At 62.9% G+C, this 16,611-nt stretch carries 16 protein-coding genes; 5 read left to right on the top strand and 11 right to left on the bottom strand.

Annotated features, from left to right (window positions below):
- Positions 1–122: 122 nt before the first annotated feature.
- The 8 genes from BN2475_RS17130 to flhD all read right to left on the bottom strand — a co-directional run bounded on the left by BN2475_RS17130 (position 123) and on the right by flhD (position 8,738).
- Entirely contained in the window at positions 123–2,003 is a 1,881-nt protein-coding gene (locus BN2475_RS17130; protein ID WP_094780697.1) for a methyl-accepting chemotaxis protein, read from the bottom strand.
- A 52-nt stretch (positions 2,004–2,055) separates the two neighbouring features.
- Entirely contained in the window at positions 2,056–2,592 is a 537-nt protein-coding gene (locus BN2475_RS17125; protein ID WP_094780696.1) for a chemotaxis protein CheW, read from the bottom strand.
- Positions 2,593–2,670: 78 nt separating this feature from the next.
- Positions 2,671–5,085 carry a chemotaxis protein CheW gene (locus BN2475_RS17120; RefSeq protein WP_094780695.1) on the bottom strand — a complete coding sequence of 805 codons (2,415 nt, stop codon included), beginning with the start codon at positions 5,083–5,085 and terminating at the stop codon, positions 2,671–2,673.
- 88 nt (positions 5,086–5,173) lie between these two features.
- Positions 5,174–5,551 (bottom strand): response regulator, encoded by a 378-nt coding sequence (locus tag BN2475_RS17115; protein ID WP_094780694.1) that lies wholly within the window; start codon positions 5,549–5,551, stop codon positions 5,174–5,176.
- Positions 5,552–5,659: 108 nt separating this feature from the next.
- Positions 5,660–6,667 (bottom strand): flagellar motor protein MotB, encoded by a 1,008-nt coding sequence (gene motB / locus BN2475_RS17110; RefSeq protein WP_094780693.1) that lies wholly within the window; start codon positions 6,665–6,667, stop codon positions 5,660–5,662.
- A gap of 21 nt (positions 6,668–6,688) precedes the next feature.
- Positions 6,689–7,549 (bottom strand): flagellar motor stator protein MotA, encoded by an 861-nt coding sequence (motA, locus tag BN2475_RS17105; RefSeq protein ID WP_094780692.1) that lies wholly within the window; start codon positions 7,547–7,549, stop codon positions 6,689–6,691.
- A gap of 256 nt (positions 7,550–7,805) precedes the next feature.
- Positions 7,806–8,366, bottom strand: coding sequence for a flagellar transcriptional regulator FlhC (gene flhC / locus BN2475_RS17100; protein ID WP_094780691.1), 561 nt, complete (start codon positions 8,364–8,366; stop codon positions 7,806–7,808).
- A 51-nt stretch (positions 8,367–8,417) separates the two neighbouring features.
- Positions 8,418–8,738 (bottom strand): flagellar transcriptional regulator FlhD, encoded by a 321-nt coding sequence (gene flhD, locus BN2475_RS17095; protein ID WP_245841359.1) that lies wholly within the window; start codon positions 8,736–8,738, stop codon positions 8,418–8,420.
- A gap of 909 nt (positions 8,739–9,647) precedes the next feature.
- Here flhD and BN2475_RS17090 point away from each other — a divergent pair.
- A complete protein-coding gene (locus BN2475_RS17090) occupies positions 9,648–10,712 on the top strand; it encodes a glycosyltransferase family 4 protein (RefSeq protein WP_094780690.1) in 1,065 nt (354 codons plus the stop codon).
- 288 nt (positions 10,713–11,000) lie between these two features.
- Here the strand turns inward: BN2475_RS17090 and BN2475_RS17085 are convergent, their stop codons facing one another.
- Positions 11,001–11,303, bottom strand: coding sequence for an H-NS histone family protein (locus BN2475_RS17085; RefSeq protein WP_094780689.1), 303 nt, complete (start codon positions 11,301–11,303; stop codon positions 11,001–11,003).
- A gap of 286 nt (positions 11,304–11,589) precedes the next feature.
- Here BN2475_RS17085 and aqpZ point away from each other — a divergent pair, with 286 nt between their 5' ends.
- The 3 genes from aqpZ (at position 11,590) to BN2475_RS17070 (ending at position 13,788) form a co-directional block, all read left to right on the top strand.
- A complete protein-coding gene (aqpZ, locus tag BN2475_RS17080) occupies positions 11,590–12,330 on the top strand; it encodes an aquaporin Z (RefSeq protein WP_094780688.1) in 741 nt (246 codons plus the stop codon).
- Positions 12,331–12,483: 153 nt separating this feature from the next.
- A complete protein-coding gene (locus BN2475_RS17075; RefSeq protein ID WP_094780687.1) occupies positions 12,484–13,182 on the top strand; it encodes a histidine phosphatase family protein in 699 nt (232 codons plus the stop codon).
- Between the two features lie 285 nt (positions 13,183–13,467).
- Positions 13,468–13,788 carry a PXPV repeat protein gene (locus tag BN2475_RS17070; protein WP_094780686.1) on the top strand — a complete coding sequence of 107 codons (321 nt, stop codon included), beginning with the start codon at positions 13,468–13,470 and terminating at the stop codon, positions 13,786–13,788.
- 157 nt (positions 13,789–13,945) lie between these two features.
- Here BN2475_RS17070 and BN2475_RS17065 read toward each other — a convergent pair whose 3' ends face one another.
- Complete coding sequence (locus BN2475_RS17065) at positions 13,946–14,767, bottom strand: Cof-type HAD-IIB family hydrolase (RefSeq protein WP_094780685.1); 822 nt, start codon at positions 14,765–14,767, stop codon at positions 13,946–13,948.
- Positions 14,768–14,856: 89 nt separating this feature from the next.
- On the bottom strand, positions 14,857–15,738 hold the full coding sequence (locus BN2475_RS17060; protein WP_094780684.1) for a glucosamine kinase nucleotide-binding domain-containing protein: 882 nt from the start codon (positions 15,736–15,738) through the stop codon (positions 14,857–14,859).
- Between the two features lie 140 nt (positions 15,739–15,878).
- Between BN2475_RS17060 and BN2475_RS17055 the strand changes: the two genes are divergently transcribed.
- The gene (locus BN2475_RS17055) at positions 15,879–16,475 is read left to right on the top strand and encodes a DNA-3-methyladenine glycosylase I (protein WP_094780683.1); all 597 of its coding nucleotides are present in this window, start codon (positions 15,879–15,881) and stop codon (positions 16,473–16,475) included.
- Positions 16,476–16,611: the final 136 nt, after the last annotated feature.

Raw genomic sequence — 16,611 nt, 5'->3', positions numbered from 1 at the left:
CCCGCCCGCGAGTTCCTTGCACCTGCAGTCGGCCCGCGACACGCTATCCCAGCGTGCTTCGATGATTCGCCCGTCAGTGGGCGAGATGTCGAATGACTGCATGTCTATCTACCGCTTGCTTGCTAGAACGTTTCCCAGTCCGCTTCCGTGCCAGCCGTTGCCGGGGCGGCCACGGCCGGACGTGCTGATGATTCGGTTGCCGTTCGGTTATTTTTCGGCTTGAGAGCGGGCTCAACACGTGCACCTGCATCGCGGCTCAGGGCAGTTGCAGCCGGCGCTGCGCCTGCTGCCGATGCCACGCCCGCCGCGCTTGCGGCACTTGCCACCGGCCGCGCCGCGCCGTGCGCCGACGCCTGCGGCACGGTCTTCATCGAAGGCCTGGCTGCTCCACCGTTACCCCGCGCCGTCGCTTTCGGACGCGCCGCCACGGCGCCCGTGCGAGTCTGGCTGCCCGCCACCTTCCAGCCGCTCACCACCGTTTGCAATTGACGGGTCTGGTCTTCGAGCGAAGCGGCTGCGGCCGCGGCCTGTTCGACCAGCGCTGCGTTCTGCTGCGTGACTTCGTCCATCTGCACGACCGCGCGATTCACCTGTTCGATGCCGCCCGACTGCTCTTCGGACGCCGCGCTGATTTCCCCCATGATGTCGGTCACACGACGCACTGCCTGCACGATCTCATCCATCGTCGTGCCCGCCCGGCCGACCAGCGTCGAGCCGCTTTGCACCTTGTCGACCGAGTCGCCGATCAGTTCCTTGATTTCCTTCGCGGCGCTCGCGCTGCGCTGCGCGAGACTGCGCACTTCACCGGCCACCACCGCGAAACCGCGGCCCTGCTCGCCGGCGCGTGCGGCTTCGACGGCCGCGTTCAGCGCGAGAATATTGGTCTGAAATGCAATACCTTCGATCACGCCGATGATGTCGACCACCTTGTTCGAGCTGGTCGCGATGTCCTGCATCGTGGTGACGACCTGGCTCACCACGTCGCCGCCGCGCGTGGCGATGTCGGATGCGTTGACGGCCAGCTGGCTCGCCTGACGCGCGTTCTCCGCGTTCTGCCGCACGGTGCCGGTCAGCTGTTCCATGCTCGACGCGGTTTCCTGCAACGAGGCGGCCTGCTGTTCCGTGCGCTGTGACAGATCGGTGTTGCCCATCGCGATTTCGCGCGCACCGGTGTCGATCGATTCGGCGCTGCTGTGAACCGCGTTCACCATCGTCGACAGGCTTGCCTGCATCCGCTTGATGCTGTCGAACAGGCGGCCGATTTCATTGCGGCTCACCACATTGATCGTCTCCGACAGATCGCCCGCCGCGATACGCTCGAAGCAGTCGGTCGCGTCGTTCAGCGGCTGCACGATCAGGCCGCGCAGCGCGAAGCGAATGCCCACCACCACCAGCAAAGCGAGCACGGTGATGGCGATGATCAGCGTCGTCATCAGCGAGATGTTCGATTGCGCACTCGCCTGCTGATCCACGGCGTGTTGCTCCAAACCCTTGATGACCGAGGACGCGGCGCTGTCGTAGGACACGAACATCGGGCTGATCTTCGTATCGGCGATTGCGTGATAGGCGGCCAGGTCGTTCGCGCGCAGCGCGGCGAACTCCGGCTCCATGCCGTCATGCATCAGCGCCGTGCGGCGCGCCAGCAGTTCATCCAGTTGCGCCTGCTCCACGCCGGTTTTGGGCGCGTCGAGATAGGCCTGCCAGCTCTGATTGCCGAAGCCGTATAGCTCCTGCGCACGATCCAGAACCTTCTTCGCCTGCTCCGCGTCGCCTGACAAGCTCAACGCATTGAAGCGGTCCAGCGATACGCGCGAGCGCAGCAGATACGACGAGGCATCGTCGAGTGCATGAATGGCCACCAGATCGCCCCGCGCAATACGATCGAGCGACTGGCTCGCGCCATTCAACGCGGTTAGCCCAAGCGCGCCGACCACGACGGTCAGCGCCACCAGAATGATCCCCACCATCGTGAGCGACGTGCGAATCGACAACCTGCTCAGCATCTTGATGCTCCCATTTCCAATCTCTCGTTACCGCTTTGCCGCGTTGTCCCGCTTAGACGCCGAGCGTTTCGATCAGCGCCATTTCGCGGCTGGTCATCAGCTTCTCGATGTCCATCAGGATCAGCATGCGGCCATCGACCGTGCCCAGACCCGTGAGGTACTCGGTCGTCAGCGTGGCGCCGAATTCCGGCGCCGGCATGATCTGGTCGGTGGCGAGCGTGAGCACGTCCGACACGCCGTCGACCACCATCCCGACCACGCGATGCGCGACGTTCAGGATGATCACGACGGTCTGGTGGTCGTACTCGACACGGCCCAGATGAAACTTGATGCGCATGTCGACGATCGGCACGATGATGCCGCGCAGATTGATGACGCCCTTGATGAAATCGGGCGCATTGGCGATCCGTGTCACGTTGTCGTAACCGCGGATTTCCTGCACCTTGAGGATGTCGATGCCATACTCTTCGGCGCCGAGCGTGAAGACAAGGAATTCCTGACCGCCGGCGTCGGCCTGCTGCGCGTCGCGGCGGCCATTCGTACCGCTTGCGTTCGCAACGCTCGAATTGATGGATTGGACTTCTGCCACGTTAGCCCCCAAACGGTTGGGATGAAATGAGTTGAATGAGTGTTGCGAATGCTCTGTGCGGTGCGCACGCGACGGTCATCATGCGAGGCTCATATGCGCATTGCGCGTCTCGCGGTTCAGCGCCGCCACGTCCACGATCAGCGCGACACTGCCGTCGCCGAGAATGGTGGCCGCGGAGATGCCGTGCACTTTGCGATAGTTCGTTTCCAGGTTCTTCACGACCACCTGCTGCTGGCCCACCAGCTCGTCGATCAGCATCGCAAAGCGGCGTCCCTCGGTTTGCATGATGGTGACGATGCCTTGTGTGGGTTCCTGCTTCGCGTCTTCGACGTTGAACACTTCGTGCAGCGCGACGAGCGGCAGGTATTCGCCGCGCACACGCACCACTCGCTCGCCGTTGGCCACCGTGTAGATGTCCTCGGCTTGCGGCTGTAGCGACTCCATCACGAAGTTCAGCGGCAGAATGAAGATCTCGTTGCCGACCTTCACCGACATGCCGTCGAGAATCGCCAGCGTGAGCGGCAATACGATCCGTGTGGTGCTGCCCTTGCCGGCGTGCGAGGTGATTTCCACGTGGCCACCCATCGACTGGATGTTGCGCTTCACCACGTCCATGCCGACGCCGCGGCCCGACACGTCGGTGACCTGCTCCGCCGTCGAGAAACCCGGCAGGAAAATCAGGTTCCACACTTCTTCGTCGGTCATCGATTCGCTGACCTGCATGCCTTGCTTGGCCGCCTTCGCGAGAATCTTGTCGCGGCGCAGGCCCGCGCCGTCGTCGCTCACTTCGATGACGATGTTGCCGCCGTGATGCGCGGCCGACAGGACCAGCTGGCCGGTCGAGTCCTTGCCTGCGGCGCGGCGCGCTTCCACGGTTTCGATGCCGTGGTCGAGGCTGTTGCGCACGAGGTGAGTCAACGGGTCGATGATCCGTTCGATGAGGCTCTTGTCGAGTTCGGTCGCCTGACCGAAGGTGACGAGCTCCACTTCCTTGCCGAGCTTCGCCGTGAGATCGCGCACCAGACGCGGGAAGCGGCTGAACACGTAATCCATCGGCATCATGCGGATCGACATCACCGCTTCCTGCAGATCGCGGGCATTGCGCTCGAGTTGCGCCATGCCGTTGAAAAGCCGGTCGTGCAATGCCGGGTCGAACGTGCTGGTGGTTTCCGCGAGCATCGCCTGCGTGATCACCAGTTCGCCGACCAGGTTGATCAGCTGATCAACCTTTTCGACGCCGACACGAATCGAGCTGCCTTCGGCTCCCGCTGCCGCCGCGGCCGGACGAGCCGCCTTGCGGTCCGGTTCGGCGGTTGCCGGAGCGCCTGCCGCCGCGCCTGCTGCCGATGCAGGGCTGGGCGCCGCAGCGGATTGAGCGTCGAGTTGAGCGCCGGACGACGCCGCTGCAGGCGCTGCCGCCGGTGCGTTGAACCCGCCCTGCGCGGCCGTGCTGGCGGGCGCGGCGATGCCGGCTGACGGCGCCGGCGATGCTGCGTGTCCTCCCTGAGTTGCCTGAGTTGCGTGCGCTGCCTGCGCCGGGACCGGCGCGGCAGCGGCGGGCGTTCCAGGTTCGCCTTGCTGCGCGTCGTCCGCCGGTGCGCTGCCGCGGCCGATCGAGATCTGACTTTCGTCGATCACGAAACAGCACACGGCGATGATGTCGTCGGAGGTCACATCGGTTGCGAGCCATAACGTCAGATCGCCGCCGTTCTTGATTTGCGCGACGACGCTGCCCAGGTTGCCGAGCTCTTCAGACAGCAGCTCCTGGTCCTTCTCGTCTACGCCCCGTAGCGTAATTTTCAAATGGGGACCGGCGCCGCCGTCGTTACCGTCGACCTTGCCTGCCCCCGCGGCCTGCCCGGTCTGTGCCGGGTCGCCGCCAGTCCATTCGCCCGCCGCCTGCACCGCCTGTTCGACGACGTGCTCGGGCGGGGTACCACCTTGTACTGCTACCGCTGGTGCTGCGACGGCAGCGGCGGCGCTGGCCGCCGGCGCCGCGACCTGAGCTGCTGCCTGAGCTGCTGCCTGAGCTGCTGCCTGAGCTGCTGCCTGAGCTGCTGCCTGAGCTGCCGCCTGAGGCTGAGCCGGCGCACCGCCGAAGCGGCTCTCCGCATGCAACTGTTCGAGCTTCGCGCAGATCGCGCGGGCCACGGCCGCGTCCGGCTCGGCGCTCGCGCGGTAGTCGGCGAGCTGGCCGGACAACACGTCCTTGGTTTCGAGGAACGTGTCGATCATGTCCTTGCGCAGCACGAGTTCGTTGTTGCGCGCGCGATCGAGCAGCGATTCGAGAATGTGGGTCGTCTCGGTCAGCGCGGTGAAGCCGAAGGTCGCCGCGCCCCCCTTGATCGAATGCGCGGCGCGGAAAATCGCCGCGAGGTCTTCCGGGTCCGGGCGCGCAACGTCCAGATTGAGCAGCAACTGCTCCATCTGCGCGAGCAGTTCGTCCGCTTCGTCGAAGAACGTCTGATAGAACTGAGTGATGTCGAGTGTCATGCCTGGGTCACCGCGAGAGTTCCTGTCTTGGCGTGGGCTACCGAGCCGCCGCGTCGAGAGCTATCTATAACTTGTCTGAAAGTGGCGCTTACGCGGGATCGGCTTCGGCCAGCGCCGCCACCAGTTCGGTCAGCGTGTCGGGGTCGAGCGGCTTTTCGATCCAGCCGGTCGCCCCCACCGCCCGCGCCGCGGCCTTGAACGGCTCGCCCGATTCCGTCGTGAGGACGAGGATGGGCGTCGCCTCGTAGGCCGGGTTGCCGCGCAGCGCGGCGATCAGGTCGAGGCCGGTCTTGCCCGGCATATGCTGGTCGGTCAGCACGAGGTCGAACGACATCGCGAGCGCGTTTTCGAGCCCTTCGTCGCCGTCCGCCGCAAGCGTCACCTCATAGCCGGCCGCGGTCAGCGTTGCGTCAAGAATCTGCCGCATCGATGCCGAATCGTCGATTGCCAGGATGTGCCTGATCATGAAAACCTCGCTGCACTTACGCTACCGATCGCCGGACTGTCCGCGCCCGTGAGGCGCATGCTCGAGCCCGGCGATCGCTATCTGTTACTTGGCCTGTTGCCGGGCCGGTTACTGGGCCGCCGGCGCTGCCGCCGGCAACTTCGGGGCAACCGTCACCGGTTGCGCAAGCTTTTGCAGCAACGGCCTGGAGCCGGCTGCGTCGTCCGACAGAGTGGTCGTGGTGGAGTCGTCATGGTTCAGCGCCTCTTCCGACTTCTTGTTGAGCACGATGATGCTGATGCGGCGGTTTTCCGGATCCAGCGGGTCCGCCTTGTTCAGGTTCTGCGTCGACGCGAGGCCGAGCACGCGCATCACCTTCGCTTCGTCCATGCCGCCGGCGATCAGCTCGCGGCGCGACGCATTGGCGCGGTCCGCCGACAGCTCCCAGTTGCTGTAACCCTTCTCGCCACCCGCGTAGGGCACGGCGTCCGTATGCCCCTGCACGATGATGCGGTTCGGCACGTCGTTCAGCGTGTGGCCGATTTCGCGCAGGATGTCGCGCATGTACGGCTCCACCTGATCCTTCGCGGTCGCGAACATTGGCCGCTTCTGCGAATCGACGATCTCGATGCGCAAGCCAGTCAGCGTCGAGTCGATGCGAATCTGCTGCTTGAACTGGCGCAGCACCGGATTCGCTTCGATCGCGGCCATCAGCTTGACCTGCAGATCGTGCAGGCGAACCTGCTCGCGGCGCTCGAGCTCGCCTTGCAACTGCTTCATCGAGTCTTCGTTGTTGTGCGAGACGGTGCGCTCGGCGCGGTTGCTGGTGCCGTCGGTGGAGCGCGTCACGCCTTGCGCGTCGGTCGAGATATCGCGCCCGCCGCCCTTCAGGATGCTCGAGTCCTCGGCGCTGCGATCGCCGCCCCACAGCGTGATCTTCAACGGCTGGTTGAAGTAGTCGGCGATGCCCTTCAACTGCACCGTGGAAGCCGAACTCAGCAGCCACATCAGCAGGAAGAACGCCATCATCGCGGTCATGAAGTCCGCGTACGCGAGCTTCCACGCGCCGCCGTGGTGCCCCTTCCTGGCCGGCGCGGAGCGCTTGACGACAATGGCGCGGTCTTTGTCCTTGCTCATCGGTTCGGTTCCCGGCGCCCTTTACTTGGCCTTCACGCGGCGCACGTGCTCTTCCAGCTCGGCGAACGACGGACGTTCGGTCGAGAAGAGCACCTTGCGGCCGAACTCGACGGCGATTGCCGGCGCATAGCCGTTCAGGCTCGCGAGAATCGTCACCTTGATGCACTGGAACATCTTGGTCGACTCGGTCACGCGCTGTTCGGCGACGCTCGCGAGCGGCCCGATCAGCCCGTACGAAAGCAGAATGCCGAGGAAAGTGCCGACCAGCGCCTGCGCGATCATTTCGCCTAGCACTGCGGGCGGCTTGTCGGCGGAGGCCATGGTGTGCACCACGCCCATCACCGCGGCCACGATACCGAACGCCGGCATTGCGTCGCCAACCTTGGTCAGCGCATGCGCGGGCGCCTCGCCTTCCTGGTGGTGCGTTTCGATCTCCTCGTCCATCAGGCTTTCGATTTCGAACGCATTCATGTTGCCGCCCACCATCAGACGCAGGTAGTCGGTGAGGAACTCGATGATGTGCTTGTCGGCGAGAATCTTCGGGTACTGGGTGAAGATGGGGCTCTTCGACGGATCGTCGATGTCGGCTTCCAGCGTCAGCGTGCCTTCCTTGCGCGCTTTCGCGAGCAGGACGTAGAGGAGCGCCATCAACTCCATGTAGACGTCCTTGTTGTACTTCGCGCCCTTGAACAGGGTCGGGATGACGCGCAGCGTCGCCTTGATCGTCTTCATGCCGTTGCCGAGAATGAACGCGCCGAGACCGGCGCCGACGATCATCAGCACTTCAACGGGCTGCAGCAGCGCGCTGAGATGGCCGCCTTCCAGCGCGTAACCGCCGAAGACGGACAACAGCGTCACGAGTGTTCCCACGAAAATCAGCACTGCCGAGCCCTCACAAAGAAGCGACGGTAACCGTCGTTAATCTGGTTTACGGCAACGATGCGGAAAACTTTGACGGAAAAGCGGCTCGTCGTTCTGGTGTAAACCAGAGGCGTGGCGGGCCGGCCAGGCGGCAACCGGCGTGCGGTGACGGGGCCGCCAACGCGCCAGCGGGCCACCGGAGGCGCCAGCGGGCCGCCAGATGCGCCAGAAGGGCGCCGCACAGGCAAAGCCCGCGGCGCAACGGCCGCCACATGGCTCAAGCCTCGAGGGCGGCGAGGCTCTCGCGAGCCCGGGCGTCGGCGACTTTCTTTGTCTTGCCGGCGCGCGACGGCGGCTGGCACAGTCCGCAGACGAACGCGTGCTGCGGATCGTGCGCATGCGCGACGAAATGCCCGCCGCAGCGGCAGCAGGGGGTCATCTGCAGCATCCCGGAATCGAAGAAACGCACGAGCGTCCACGCGCGGGTGAGGCTGAGCACGGGCTCGTCGTCGTGCAACTGGACGTGCTCCAGATAGAGCCGGTAGCTCTTCACGATCGACTCGATCGTCGGACAGCCGCCGTGGCCGGCCATGAAGCGGTAGATGTTATAGAACAGCGATGAGTGAAAATTCGGCTGCCAGGTCATGAACCAGTCGGTCGAAAAAGGCAGCATGCCCTTGGGTGGCGACACCCCTTTCAGTTCCTTGTACAGCTTGATGAGCCGGTCGCGCGACAGACTGGTTTCCGCTTCCAGCAATTGCAAACGCGCGCCAAGTTCAATCAGCTCGATGGCCAGAGTGATTTCCCTGACTTCGAGTACGACGCTTTTATAGGCCATCCGTTTGCCAATCCCCCTGCCCGATCGCGTGGTTTGAGATAGCCGCCGCCATCAGCTGAGTTGCTCGACGGGCTGGCTTGCCATCAGGATCGCGGAATGCGCCTGCGCCACTGCGCTCGACTTGCCTTTGTCGGCCAGCGCGGAGAGCACGGCATGGTCGTCGAAACGGAAACGGCACAACACCTGATTGGACGCCGCCAGCTTGACGGTCTGCGCCAATGACAAATTGGCGAGCACATCGGCTAGCTGGTCCGAAATCCCCATGCGAAACATGCCCATCGGCTTGTCTTCGCGCAGCAAACGCTGCGCGAGCAGGAGATACGACAGATTGACTTCTCTGATCTCATTGAGCATATCGCTTGTCGCGCTCATGATTCCCCCGGGGTATATCTGGCTGGTCAGGCCGTGGCGGAAACGTTTGCTCGGAGGCGCGCATTTCAACCGCGCAAACCGGCTCGTTTCTGGTGTTGCAAGCATTGTGTCGAAAGGGGGAGCCGACGAAAATCGGAGAGACACCCCGGCTGTCTGACGGATTAATCCGTCATTGTTGTAGGAATTTTTCCTACAAGAACCAGCGCGTGGGGAAATTGAATGGAGTGAAGCGGCGCCCAGTCTGGGACGTGTAATGCGCTGTAAATATTTCGCGGTGACGGCATGAACTAACCGGTGAGTTCTGGATGACTCCCGACCCGCACCTTTGCACCGGTGAGAAAGAATTATAAGACCTTTTCACTAGTCTGCAATCCGGCTTCTGCAAGGGCGACTGACGGGGCCGGATACCTGCGCCGCCGGGATTTCGACGCGGTTATTCAGCGTTTGCCTATACCAGCTGCCGCGCTTTACCCGATTATCGGGATCGCGTCCGCAACGATCTGTAAGGCACGATGTTTCCCGCTGTAACAACATTAAGCGTTTGAAAAATAGCTCGAATTAACGCGGCCGATCCCGATAATGAACGCTAAGGGAATACCCGATGCAATTTCGGGACACCCCCGGGCGGCAGATTACCGCGCCCAACCGTCCGTCAGGCATTCGCTCCTCGGTCTATTCGAGCGCCGCTGTGCGAAGCCGTAGTGAACAGCAACCGTCTTGCATGAGACCAAAGTAAGTGCTTTGCATGAGACCAGAGTAATGCGCATGGGGCCGGAATAAGCGCTAAAGCGCCATTTCCAGCCGACAGCGTTGCATGGGGCCGGAGTAAGCGCTAAAGCGCTAACTCCGGCCGACAGCGAACTCTGGCCGACAGCTAAAGCGTCAACTCTGGTCGACAGGAGAAAACGCATGCGAATCGCACAAATTGCGCCGTTGTATGAAGCAGTCCCGCCGAAACTCTACGGCGGCACTGAACGCGTGGTGTCATATCTGACCGAGGCGCTGGTCGACCTCGGCCACGACGTCACACTGTTTGCCAGCGGCGACTCGGCGACGTCCGCGCACCTCGACGCCTGCTGGCCGCGCGCGCTGCGCCTCGATCCGACGATCCGCGATGCGCTGGCGCCACATGTGCTGATGATGGAAAAAGTGCGCAGGGTCGCGCACGAATTCGACGTGCTGCATTTTCACCTCGACTACATGCCGTTCCCGCTTTTCACCACGATGGACACGCCGTTCGTGACCACGCTGCACGGCCGCCTCGATCTGCCGGAGCTGCAGCCAGTGTTCGACGCGTTTTCGAACGTGCCGGTGGTGTCGATTTCCGATTCGCAGCGCGTGCCGCTGCCGCAGGCCAACTGGCTCAACACCGTCTATCACGGTCTGCCGGACCAGTTGCTGACACCGCAAGTGCACAAGAAGCCGGAATATCTCGCGTTCCTCGGCCGCATTTGCCCCGAAAAGCGCGTCGATACAGCTATCAAGATCGCTGCACAAAGCGGTTTGCCGCTGAAGATCGCCGCCAAGGTGGACAAGGTCGACCAGGAATACTTCAAACGTGAAATCGAGCCCTTGCTGTCGATGGCGCACGTGGAATTCGTCGGCGAGATCAACGAGGCGCAGAAGCCGGAGTTTCTGTCCGGTGCCAAGGCGCTCCTGTTCCCGATCGACTGGTCGGAGCCGTTCGGCCTCGTGATGATCGAATCGATGGCATGCGGCACACCAGTGATTGCGTTCAACCGCGGCTCGGTGCCGGAAGTGATCGATCACGGCGTGACGGGCTATATCGTTGAGGATGTGCAGGGCGCAGTGGCTGCGCTGCAGCGTCTCGACGAGCTGTCGCGCCCCGAAATCCGCGCGCAGTTCGAACGCCGCTTCAGCTCGAAAACGATGGCGCAAAACTATGTCGACGGCTATTCGACGCTGATTGAAGCAACGCGCCGCCCGGTATTGCGTCAGGTGGCCGTGGGTTAACGGGCCACTCGAAAACAGCTGATCCGCTATGCGTTCAGCTGTTTCCGCCGCTGCCCCACCGCGTACGCCGTTTTGCGATTCGCACACCAATGTGAGTGCGACTGACATGTGAATCGTTTGCGCGACCGGGAAATTCCACTTATCCCGCTGCTTCTACGGAAAAGCCGCCCCCATGGGCGGCTTTTTTAATGCGGCGACCGGCGCGGCTCCATCCCCGCATTCGCGCTAGCCAATAAAACGGCGCGCCGAAAAACCTTCAATTGGCTTTCGTGCTGGCCGACGGCTGACTCAAGCCGCACCAATCAAAAAGCGCTCGCGATTCTTGCCGACAATCCATTTCGGTGGCTTGCCGCGCCCGCTCCACGTATTGCCCGATTTCGGGTCCTGGTATTTCGCCGGGAGCGGCGCCTTCTTGGGTGGACGGCCGCGCCTCGCGGCAACTGCAAAGCCGAGGTCTTGCGCGGTCAGACCGTATTCAGCGATCTTTTGGCGGATGTCGGCGATTACATTGTCAATTTCCGTGCGCCTCGCTTCTTCTGCCTGTGCCTGCAATCTGGCGATCTGCGCCTTGAGGTCAGCATATTGAGACATCTGGTTCTCCCCTTTTTAGAACTCATTCGACGGCAGACTAACTGTAATTATAAAAATTCGCAATGGCCACTAATACCGGTTTAGGAGATATCCTCTGATAATTATTAAAAAGATTGTGAATCGCAAAGCGGCGTCTTTATCGTTGGCAATAATAGTAAAGCGGACTCCGCATTGACAATTCTTGACACCCCTTTTGACTGCCTTTGCCTAGAATTGCGCGTTCAAGGCATGCACTCGCACTAAGCCGTGTGTGCTCCAGAAGTATCCATTTTTAGGAATACCAATCATGCAGTTGTCAAAGCGCCTTGCTGCAGAGTTGTTCGGCACCTTCTGGCTCGTGCTCGGAGGCTGCGGCAGCGCCGTGCTCGCCGCGAACTTCGCAGGGCCGGTCCACGGCCTGGGCATTGGCTTCGTGGGTGTGTCGTTCGCTTTCGGCCTGACCGTGCTGACAATGGCTTATGCGATCGGACACATTTCCGGCTGTCATCTGAATCCGGCCGTGAGCGTCGGGCTGGCCGTCGCCGGCCGCTTTCCGGCTCGAGACCTGCCACCGTATATCGTCGCGCAAGTGATCGGCGCGGTGCTGGGTGCGCTGGTACTGTCGCTCATCGCGTCCGGCAAGCCGGGCTTCGACCTCGTCGCGAGCGGTTTCGCGAGCAATGGCTATGGCGAGCGCTCGCCGGGCCACTACTCGCTCGGCGCGGCATTCATCTGCGAAGTGGTGATGACCGGCTTCTTCCTGTTCGTCATCCTCGGCGCAACCGACAAGCGCGCGCCGGCCGGCTTCGCGCCGATCGCCATCGGCCTGTGCCTGACGCTGATTCACCTCATTTCGATTCCGGTCACCAATACCTCGGTCAATCCGGCGCGCTCCACCGGCCCGGCGCTGTTCGTCGGCGGGGCAGCCGTGGATCAATTGTGGATGTTCTGGGTCGCTCCGGTCATCGGCGCGGTGATCGCGGGCCTGTTGTATCCGTTGATCGCGGAAAGCCGCGGCGACAATGTGCAGAAACTGGCGCTCGACTGATCGGCGAGCGTATTTAATCGGGCAGTCAGAGCGGGCGCTACGGCGCCCGTTCTGTTTTCCGGTGCACAACGCGTTGACCGACCACCCGGCACCGCCCAGCCATGACCCGCTGCTAGAATCGGGCAACTTCCCGAGCTTGCACAGGTGCTACCGATGAACCGTCTCCGCGGATTCCTGCAGGGCGTCGCGCTCTCCATTGGCGGCTTGTGTGCCGGCGTGTGGGCGACGCCCACCGCGCAAGCGGCCGGGGGCAACACCGAAACGCTTATCTTCGTGCGACACGGCGAGAAACCCGCGCAAGGCTACGGCCAGCTCAACTGCCAAGGTCTCAACCGCGCGTTGGCGTTGCCGGCGGTGATCGCCGCCAAGTTCGGCAAGCCGGATGCGATCTACGCGCCCGACCCCGGCCAGCAAAAAGACGATAGCGGCCGTTCCTATTACTACATCCGTCCGCTGGCGACGATCGAGCCGACCGCGATCCAGTTTCAAATGCCGGTACAAACGCCGTACGGTTTTGCGCAAATTGACCAGCTCGGCGCCGCGCTCGTCAATCCAGCCAATCGCGACAAACTGATCGTCGTGGCATGGGAGCACAAGTTGATCGTGAAGTTATTGCGCCAAATGTTAAGCGCCCACGGCGGCAATGCCGCTGATGTCCCGAATTGGTCGACCGACGACTTTGACAGTATTTATATTGTTCGACTCGACTGGCAGAACGGCACCGCACGCGCCAGCTTCAAGCACGACCGCGAGGGTCTGGACGGGCGCGCGATCGATTGTCCTTGCGCGGCTTTGCCAGGCACAGTATCGACGGCAACTGCGCCGGCGGCATCCACGGGGGCTGCGGATTAATCGGGTAATACAGATGTAAGCCACGATTACGCACGCACCGGCCGAAATCGGGTTCCGCGCGGCGCCAACCTTGCGTCGGCATCGTTTGATGAGCCGAAAACCTTTTATCTGAGAAGGTTTCCAGCGAATGGCCACCGATCCGCGGTGCGCTCGAACGCCGCTGCTGATTCGCCACTCCTGCTGCGGCGATGCTTGCAGTCCGTAACATCTCGTCGCAGTCGCCCCCGACGGAATGCGTACATTGGACCTGTGCGACAAACCTATGTCGCTTTACAGGAGAGCAACATGAAACGCATCGTCACTCACTTGCTGGTTGCGGCTGGACTCGCGGCGGGCGCATGCGGTGTCGCGCAAGCGCATACGGATCTGAACATCGGCCTGTCGCTCGGCGCGCCGGTTTACGCGCAGCCAGCCAGCGTCTACGCGGCCCCAGAACCGGTGTACTACGGCGGATGGAACCATCGCTACGATCGTGGCGATTACTATCGCGGCGATTATCGGTATGACCACGGGTATAACCGTGGGTATGACCGCGGTCCGGATCGCAATGACCGCCACTTGGGTCACGATGATCGGGGCGACCACCGCGGCGGATGGCACGGTTGATCGTAGCGCGGACGCTCGCCAGCCATCGGCCCTGAGCGCCCAGGCCAGTCCCAGCCCAAGTGGCGGCGTCGGCTGATAGCGCCGGCCGCAGCCCACGCCAGCGCGCCGACTCCGGCCCACATCCATGCAAATGGATGTGGGCCGGTTCCATTTCGAATCAGGACATCAGTTCGTCGTTGAGCGAGAACAGCTTGCGCAGATGGTGCGCAACGCCTGCTTCGAAGTTGTTGCCGATGCGCGGCACGTTCGGCAGACGCGTCATGAGATCGGGGTTGGCGTTGTTCATCATGAACGGGTGACCGGCCGTTTCCAGCATATCGATGTCGTTCATGTTGTCGCCGAACGCCACGCACTGCGACGCGTCGACGCCAAGGCGTTCGAGCACCAACTGCAACGCATGTCCCTTCGATACATTTGCTGTCATCACTTCCAGACAGTCCGGCAGCGAATAGGTCACATACAGGTCGTCGCCGAATTCGCGTGCGAGATTCGCGGCGACCTGCGCGAGATCAGAGGGCTCGCCAATGTATAGCGCCTTCGCGATGTCGACGCCGTCGTGCTTCGGCAAATCGGTCACTTCGTAGGTGAAGCCCGAGTCCTGGTGGAACTTCAGCAGATGAGGTGCATCCTGATCGATCAACCACGCCTGGTCGGCGAACAGATTGACGATCACGCGGCCGTGCGCACCCGTGATTTCCGGCAGGACCAGGCGTTGGACGATGGCCGGCGGCAGATCGTCGGCATGGATCACGGTATTGTCCGGCGCATGAACGCGTGCGCCGTTCGACGTGATCAGATACGGATTGATGCCTAGCAGGTCGCGGATACCCGCGACGTCACAATAATGCCGCCCGGTTGCAATCACGAACCGCAGCCCGTCGCTTTCCAGTTTGCGCACTGTGGCGACGGTGAACGGGTCGACCTGATGATCGGCGTTGAGCAGCGTGCCGTCGAGATCCGTGGCAATGACTTTGTACATGGTGAGGGGCAGTCGGGACAGCGTCGAAGCACGTATTTTACCGTTGTCGCCGGCGTGCACAGGATCGCGGCCGTCGCCGCCCGCGATTCTCAGCCCGCCGCGCGCCCGGCTTCGCGCAGCGCCAGTCGCAATCCGCCATGCGCCGAGTCCGCCAAAGGTTCACACAGACGCGCCTGGTAGATCTGCGGCACATACTCGCGCAACGGCGCGCCAAGACCGCCGCACAAGGCGACCGGCAGCTTTGCCGACGGGTCGAGCGCGGCAATCATCTTGCCGATTTCGACGCCGGCCTCGCCGAGCAGGCGCGCCGCGAACGGATGCGTGCGATGCGCGATCGCCAGCGGCGCGAGCCTGGCATAGGCCGTCTGATTGGCCGCGCAGAGCCAGACGACGAGACCGTCGCGGTCGTGCGCGCCGGTGTGCGCGAGCAGCGCTTGCACCAGATCGTCGTTGGGCACGCGCCCATCGAGCGCCTGCTGCGCATGCACGATGAGCCGCAAGCCGAGCCATGCGCCGCTCGCCTCATCGCCGGACGGGTAGCCATAACCGCTGACGACGCGCCATTCCCCGTCGCCAGCGAGCGAGGCCGCCACACTGCCGGTGCCAAGCGCGACGATCACGCCGGGCGCGCCGCCATGCGCACCGAGCAGGGTCGTATAGGCGTCGCTTTCCACCGCAAGTCCTGCAAGCTGGGGTGCTTGCGCATGAAATTCGGCGAGCCAGTCACGATTGTTGACCCCCGCCAATCCACAACCGAGCACGCAACGCGACCAGTCCAGGGTCGCGCCGGCGCGCTCGAACGCTGCGCCACAGCCAGCCTCGATCGCCTGCCATGCACGCTCGACGCCAAGTCCCAAGCCCGACGGCCCGCTGGCCGCCTGCGCCAACTCGCGCCCTTGCGCGTCGCCGAGCACGACGCGCGTGCCGCTGCCACCGCCGTCAATGCCGATCAGAAAGAAGTTTTTGTTCATCGAATCGAGTGAGTTCCAAAGGTGAATAGCGTATAGCGTGGCAGGTCCGTTTCAATCCGGCAATCGGCCGAACGGCCAGCTTGCGGTACGCCTGTCTTCAGCTATGCTGACGGGCGACATGACAACGCCGGAGCGCAACCGTGACACAGCGATGCAACTGGGTATCGAGCGACGCGCTCGCACACTACCACGACACCGAATGGGGCGTGCCCTCGCGCGGCGATCGGCATCTGTTCGAAATGCTTGTGCTGGAAGGTGCCCAGGCGGGTTTGTCGTGGTCGACGATACTCAATAAACGGGCCGGCTACCGCCGCGCTTTTGCCGACTTCGATATCGACAAGGTTGCGCGTTTTACGCCGAAACACGTGGATGCGCTGGTGGCCGACGAGAGTATCGTGCGCCATCGCGGCAAGATCGAAGCGGCCATCGGGAACGCTCGCGCCATTCAGCGGATTCAGGCCGAGCACGGCTCGCTCGCCAACTTCGTCTGGTCGTTCGTCGACCAGACGCCGATACAGAACGAGTGGGCCTCCTACAAGCACGCGCCCGCGTCGACGGAAGTCTCGGACGCGCTGAGCAAAGCGCTGAAACACTACGGCTGCAAGTTCGTCGGCTCGACGATCTGCTACGCGTTCATGCAGGCGGTCGGCATGGTGAACGACCATGAGGCTAGCTGCATGTGCCGCGCGCAATGCGCGGCGCTCGGCAAGAAGGGACGCAATCGCAAAGCCGGTTGAAACCGACAAGATTGCCGTCGCTTAGTGCTGCGGTTCTACCAAAGGGACGCCGCCCAAGGAAACTCCCGAGCGCCAGGCTCCGCGTGCACTGTTTGCCCCGTGGTGCAAGGCTGGGGCGGACAAGACCACAGGTGTC

The organism is Paraburkholderia ribeironis (assembly GCF_900019265.1).
Classification (GTDB): domain Bacteria; phylum Pseudomonadota; class Gammaproteobacteria; order Burkholderiales; family Burkholderiaceae; genus Paraburkholderia; species Paraburkholderia ribeironis.
This window is presented reverse-complemented; position numbering and strand designations above follow the sequence as displayed.

Excerpts from the sequence above, each read along its gene's own strand:
- BN2475_RS17130 (WP_094780697.1), bottom strand. The coding sequence starts at position 2,003 with ATGCTGAGCAGGTTGTCGATTCGCACGTCGCTCACGATGGTGGGGATC.
- BN2475_RS17120 (WP_094780695.1), bottom strand. The coding sequence starts at position 5,085 with ATGACACTCGACATCACTCAGTTCTATCAGACGTTCTTCGACGAAGCG.
- BN2475_RS17115 (WP_094780694.1), bottom strand. The coding sequence starts at position 5,551 with ATGATCAGGCACATCCTGGCAATCGACGATTCGGCATCGATGCGGCAG.
- motB (WP_094780693.1), bottom strand. The coding sequence starts at position 6,667 with ATGAGCAAGGACAAAGACCGCGCCATTGTCGTCAAGCGCTCCGCGCCG.
- flhC (WP_094780691.1), bottom strand. The coding sequence starts at position 8,366 with ATGGCCTATAAAAGCGTCGTACTCGAAGTCAGGGAAATCACTCTGGCC.
- flhD (WP_245841359.1), bottom strand. The coding sequence starts at position 8,738 with ATGAGCGCGACAAGCGATATGCTCAATGAGATCAGAGAAGTCAATCTG.
- BN2475_RS17090 (WP_094780690.1), top strand. The coding sequence starts at position 9,648 with ATGCGAATCGCACAAATTGCGCCGTTGTATGAAGCAGTCCCGCCGAAA.
- BN2475_RS17085 (WP_094780689.1), bottom strand. The coding sequence starts at position 11,303 with ATGTCTCAATATGCTGACCTCAAGGCGCAGATCGCCAGATTGCAGGCA.
- aqpZ (WP_094780688.1), top strand. The coding sequence starts at position 11,590 with ATGCAGTTGTCAAAGCGCCTTGCTGCAGAGTTGTTCGGCACCTTCTGG.
- BN2475_RS17075 (WP_094780687.1), top strand. The coding sequence starts at position 12,484 with ATGAACCGTCTCCGCGGATTCCTGCAGGGCGTCGCGCTCTCCATTGGC.
- BN2475_RS17070 (WP_094780686.1), top strand. The coding sequence starts at position 13,468 with ATGAAACGCATCGTCACTCACTTGCTGGTTGCGGCTGGACTCGCGGCG.
- BN2475_RS17065 (WP_094780685.1), bottom strand. The coding sequence starts at position 14,767 with ATGTACAAAGTCATTGCCACGGATCTCGACGGCACGCTGCTCAACGCC.
- BN2475_RS17060 (WP_094780684.1), bottom strand. The coding sequence starts at position 15,738 with ATGAACAAAAACTTCTTTCTGATCGGCATTGACGGCGGTGGCAGCGGC.